Origin of the sequence: Pseudoalteromonas sp. bablab_jr010 (assembly GCF_016464105.1) — a bacterium.
In the GTDB taxonomy this organism is placed as follows: Bacteria; Pseudomonadota; Gammaproteobacteria; order Enterobacterales; family Alteromonadaceae; genus Pseudoalteromonas; species Pseudoalteromonas simplex.
The window spans coordinates 1-1,024 of record NZ_JACDWV010000145.1 but is presented as its reverse complement, the minus strand read 5'-3'; the positions used below and the strand labels follow the sequence as shown (position 1 = coordinate 1,024).

The 1,024-nt window shown below is 45.4% G+C and carries 1 protein-coding gene; it reads right to left on the bottom strand.

Going from position 1 to position 1,024, the window contains the following annotated elements; genetic code table 11:
• Nucleotides 1–44: 44 nt before the first annotated feature.
• Nucleotides 45–944: an IS5 family transposase gene (locus JIG37_RS13370; protein WP_199529550.1), complete on the bottom strand. Its 900-nt coding sequence runs from the start codon at nucleotides 942–944 to the stop codon at nucleotides 45–47.
• Between the last annotated feature and the right edge of the window lie 80 nt (nucleotides 945–1,024).

Genomic DNA, 1,024 nt, shown 5'->3' with positions numbered 1-1,024 from the left:
GGGCCTTGTTGATCAAATGCAACTCTCTAACAAATTCACTTAACTTACTGATATTTAGGCAGACCAAGGGTGTTGATCTTATTTAGCGCCTTCACTTTGATCATCGCTTCAACCAGTTGGCGATTGTAATCACGCGCATTTAGCTTAGCCCCCATCAACTGTTTAAAACGGTACATCGCTGTTTCTGCTAATGAGCGAACATGATATCCACTGAGCTTTTTCCATTGTGTGATTCCTAACTTATTGCACAACATGACAGCCTCATTGCGTGGATGCTTATCAGTCCACAGGCGTGCATTCTCTCTCGGCGGGATAACAGGTATCGCGCCTTTTTCAGTTATTTCTGCATAGCAGCGGCGGCTATCATAAGCACCATCAGCGCTCACTCTATCTATACGCCGACGTAATGGTCTTATCAAATCTTGGAGGGTCTCGCCGTCGGTGACGTTACTGAGCGTCATTTGCGCCCCCACAATATCATGCGTGTTGGCATCCACCGCAAGGTGCAGTTTTCGCCACTTTTTTCTTGCCTTTACGTGGTGCTTCTGTGCATGCCATTCACCTTCGCCAAACACCTTAAGTCCTGTGCTATCAACTACAATATCTACAAATCCAGTGGTGCGGGCTTTACTGCGAAATTTAATATTCAACTCAGCACTGCGCTTACACAGACAACTGTAGGTTGGGGCTTCAAGCGGAAGCTTCATCAAAGATAATACCGATTGTGTGAACCCTTGTAGTGCCCTGAACGATAAGCCAAAGACAGCTTTGAGTGTTAAGCAAGTTTCAATAGCAAGATCAGAGAAATGATTAGAGCGGCCACGCCCACCGTGAGTACATTCGTTATACCAATGACGCGTTGCTTTTTCGTCAAACCAGAAGCGAATATTACCGCGGTTAACGAGGGCTTGATTATAGTGAGACCAGTTTGTGATTTTGCTCATTGTTGTTGCACAGGCTAGTAGGATATAGATGATCTGATCACAGGCTGGCAAGATAGTTCAAACTTTTAGGAAACAACGCC

Coding starts and splice junctions, on each gene's coding strand:
- JIG37_RS13370 (WP_199529550.1), bottom strand. CDS start 944: ATGAGCAAAATCACAAACTGGTCTCACTATAATCAAGCCCTCGTTAAC.